Genomic DNA, 3,493 nt, shown 5'->3' with positions numbered 1-3,493 from the left:
TCTTGCAATTAATATTAAACGTTGGGTTGCTGGTGATACTTTAAGAAACGAGGTGTTTTTTTCTTGACTTAAATTTAAGACGTCTAGCCACTGCGTAGCTGCTTGTATTTGTAAGGTTGATGGTGTTTGGTATAAGCCAATACTATCATAAAAGCCCGAAATAACCATGTGCTCTAGGGTATGGCCGCGTTTAAATAATTCTAACATCGCTGGACTGATATAGTCGATCTTTTGTTTGATATCCCAAACACTTTCACCAGAGCCTTTTTTCTGTCCAAAGAGGTACACCTCTTGGCCATAGCCTTTGGTATTGTTGCCATAAATCATAGCGAGTAAGGTGGTTTCTCCTGAGCCATTTGGTCCCACTAAATGCCAAAATTCATTCTTTTTAATGGTCCAGTTAATGTCTTTAAGAATACATCGCTCTTCATAAGTCACATTAATATTCTTATTTAAGTTCAATGTTTTTAAATGTAATTACATGCGTAATTATGGGTAAGAGATCATCTTGTCTGTTGAATATAAATACAATAGGCATAGCATTAGACAACTCTAATGACTGCTTTTTTAGCGCAGAAACAGCCGCTTTGTCTAAGGTTTCATACGGATTATTTAAGACGATGAAATCAGGCTTTTGTTGTAGTAGATGCGCCAACAATGCTTTTTTTTGCTCACCCGTGGATAAAGTTCTAAGACTTCTGTTGCGTCCTGCGGTGAGCTCAAAGTTATAAAATGTTAGTTTCAGGAATTTAAAGGTGTTGATTTAACCTAAAAATGGGTGCTTTTGATGTTAGATGATAAAACGGTCATCGTTTTCATTCTTGATTGTGAGGTTTGAAGCCTTATTTTTTCATTGCTTTAATCTCAACCCTTCGGTTAAGTGCTTTACCTGATTTGGTTTTATTGCTTGCTATGGGGCTTGATTCTCCTAAGCCGGATGCTGTTATGTTTGCGGTATTAACTCCCTTTTTTTCTAGCCAACTGACAATATGCTGTGCTCTTCTCAATGACAAATCGTTATTTGTTTTAATCTCACCATCACTATCTGTATGTCCAATAATTTTGAATTTAAGTTCTGAGTTGCTTTTTAAAAAAATAGCCAATTCATTTAAGGTTGCTTCAGACTGGCTATTAGGAACGTCTTTGCCAGAATCGAAATGGATCCCGTATAAATTTACAAATCCTTTTGCTTTTAATTCGTCGTTTAAGAAAGCTTTGGATTCAAGTAATTTTCGATTTAAGACAAATTCTATTTGTTTGTTTTCATCTTTTTTAAGTTCAAAACTGATACTTTCCTGATTATAAAGATTTTTATTCGCGGTAACGGTTATCATACCAATGGGCACATTTTCTAATTTAAAAAGACCATTAGCCTTTGTTAGCCCTTCTTTTAAACCGTTCGCAGAAATTAAAACATCTTCTAATGGGTTTCCTTCAGTATCTTTTACAATTCCACTAATATTTCCGATACATTCATATTCTCCCTTTGGATTAATAAGGACTTGTATAAAATCAATGGCATAACCATCACCTGCGCCTGTGACAGGATCATCGATTTTTACACTTACCTTGCCTGTACTAAACAGAGCGTTGTCTTCAGGTAATAAACCCACTTGAACGAGCTTGCCTGTTGGGCCTGTTTGTTCTACTTTATTAATAACATCTTCTATGTAAGTTAAGCGTTTTCCGTTAATGTGCACTTGGTATGAGGTACCCCATTTAGGAGCTTGAAAGTCGTCTAGCATAAGTTGTAGTACCACTTTTTCAATTTCAATATCTGGTTTTTTATAGGTGATATCAATACTTACAGGGAGGTTGTCTGGTCGTTTTGTAGAAGATGTGTATCCGTCTTTTCTTCCTGAATGATGGCTACTTACCACCATTATTCTATCCGTTCCCTTATGATCATTTTCATCTGTTATCCAGGGGTAACCATGAACAGAGGTGTTCATTCCACAAAAGGGATCAAATCCTTTAGTCCAACCAAAACCAAGGTTGTCTACATCGCCTACTCGAACTACAATATCAGAACCATTGTAATTTTCTTTATAAAAGTATTGGTCTGATTTATCTTTAATCCCTCCTTCGGATTCAAAAAGTTCTAATAGCTGGTTTTTAGTTAGCGATTGCTCATAAATTTTAATGTCATCTAATAAACCAATATAAGGTTCTCCGTAAGTAGGGTTGTTACCTAAGTGGAAATAGTCCAAACCTTTAGAAGCACTCCCTTTATGTTTATAGGTTTGTCCATCTACAAAAATTAGAACCGTATTTTCTTTTTTATTAAATACTACAGCTACAAATGACCATTTAGACTTATTTATACTTGCGCCTGCCATAGGAGTATTGGCGTAAGCACTCCATTTCCAACTTTTAGCGCCTCTATTATCAATAGCCACAGTTCTGTCGTAACCACCGTTATCGTGTGAGAACAAGGTCATTCGTTTATTGTCACTATCGGGTTTGGCCCAAAAGGCAATGGTGAGGTTAGGCATAACAGTAGGGTTGATACTTTTATTAACCCTTATAAACGATTGACCATCAAGTTTTAGAGCTTTATTTTCAGTGCCTGTTCGGTCTGCAGCATAGGTCATATTTGCATACTCCAAATTATACTTTGATTTCTCATCTGCTGCTTTATCGCTATCACCTGAGATATTTATTATGGGAGTAGTTTGGGCAGTTACATTTGATTGTAATCCCAAAAGAAACAACACAATTGTGGTATAGAAAATGGCGTTTATTTTTATCATATTTCTTCCTTATATTTTAATGCGATACTACGCAATTATGATATTAAAATTAATAAATATATGTTGAATATGAGGTTCTTAGTTGGATAAGTTTGCTTTTAACAATTGAAAGGGGTGTAAAAATTATTAGGGAGCGCTATTTAAAAATTGTAACGACTATTGATTTTTTTATGACTATGCGCTTCTTTTTATCTTTAAGTGCCATAACCAAGACAATTATTGCGGGAATAGCAAAGAGGTTGGTTAAGTACATATGATGATCGATATATTTACCGTGCAGTCCTGTGACTTTCTCTAAAACCATTCACAATAATCCCATTATTGAAAAAATAATGGCCCATTTAAGTTCAATTTTTATGTTTTTCATAGCGTCTTTATTTTTTTACTTCCGATAAGCTGAACAATCCTTGTAATCTCGTATGATTAGTAATTACAATTTTTATTTATCTCTGTAAGCCAACAGAACCCGTAGGCGAGGGGTGAAGCTCGTAGGTGAAATTAGGATTGATATTAGCCTCATCACGATGTGCCACAAACAAAATACTGGTGTCGCTTTCCTTGGCGATTTTGTTGATTAAAGCCGAAATAAGTGCTCTGCCTTTGTCATCTACATTAATTAAGGGTTCGTCTAAGATTAACAACGGAGGATGCTTAATCATCGCTCTTGCAATTAATATTAAACGTTGGGTTGCTGGTGATACTTTAAGAAACGAGGTGTTTTTTTCTTGACTTAAATTTAA

The 3,493-nt window shown here is 35.2% G+C and carries 3 protein-coding genes and 1 pseudogene; all 4 read right to left on the bottom strand.

The genetic code is table 11. The annotated features are described in order from the left end of the window. On the bottom strand, positions 1-462 hold a 462-nt coding region (locus ITJ86_RS17080; protein WP_195872866.1), incomplete at its 3' end, for an ATP-binding cassette domain-containing protein. Continuing rightward, positions 449-655, bottom strand: a complete 207-nt coding sequence (locus ITJ86_RS17075) for a hypothetical protein (RefSeq protein WP_195872865.1) — start codon at positions 653-655, stop codon at positions 449-451. The genes ITJ86_RS17075 and ITJ86_RS17080, both read right to left, overlap by 14 nt. A 187-nt stretch (positions 656-842) precedes the next feature. After that, on the bottom strand, positions 843-2,753 hold the full coding sequence (locus ITJ86_RS17070; RefSeq protein WP_195872864.1) for an OmpA family protein: 1,911 nt from the start codon (positions 2,751-2,753) through the stop codon (positions 843-845). 443 nt (positions 2,754-3,196) lie between these two features. Beyond that, positions 3,197-3,493: pseudogene (locus ITJ86_RS17065) on the bottom strand (ATP-binding cassette domain-containing protein); the annotation flags it as partial.

Source organism: Winogradskyella marina (genome assembly GCF_015645385.1).
GTDB lineage: Bacteria > Bacteroidota > Bacteroidia > Flavobacteriales > Flavobacteriaceae > Winogradskyella > Winogradskyella marina.
The sequence above is the reverse complement of the archived record's forward strand: the minus strand, read 5'-3'. Positions and strand labels throughout refer to the sequence as shown.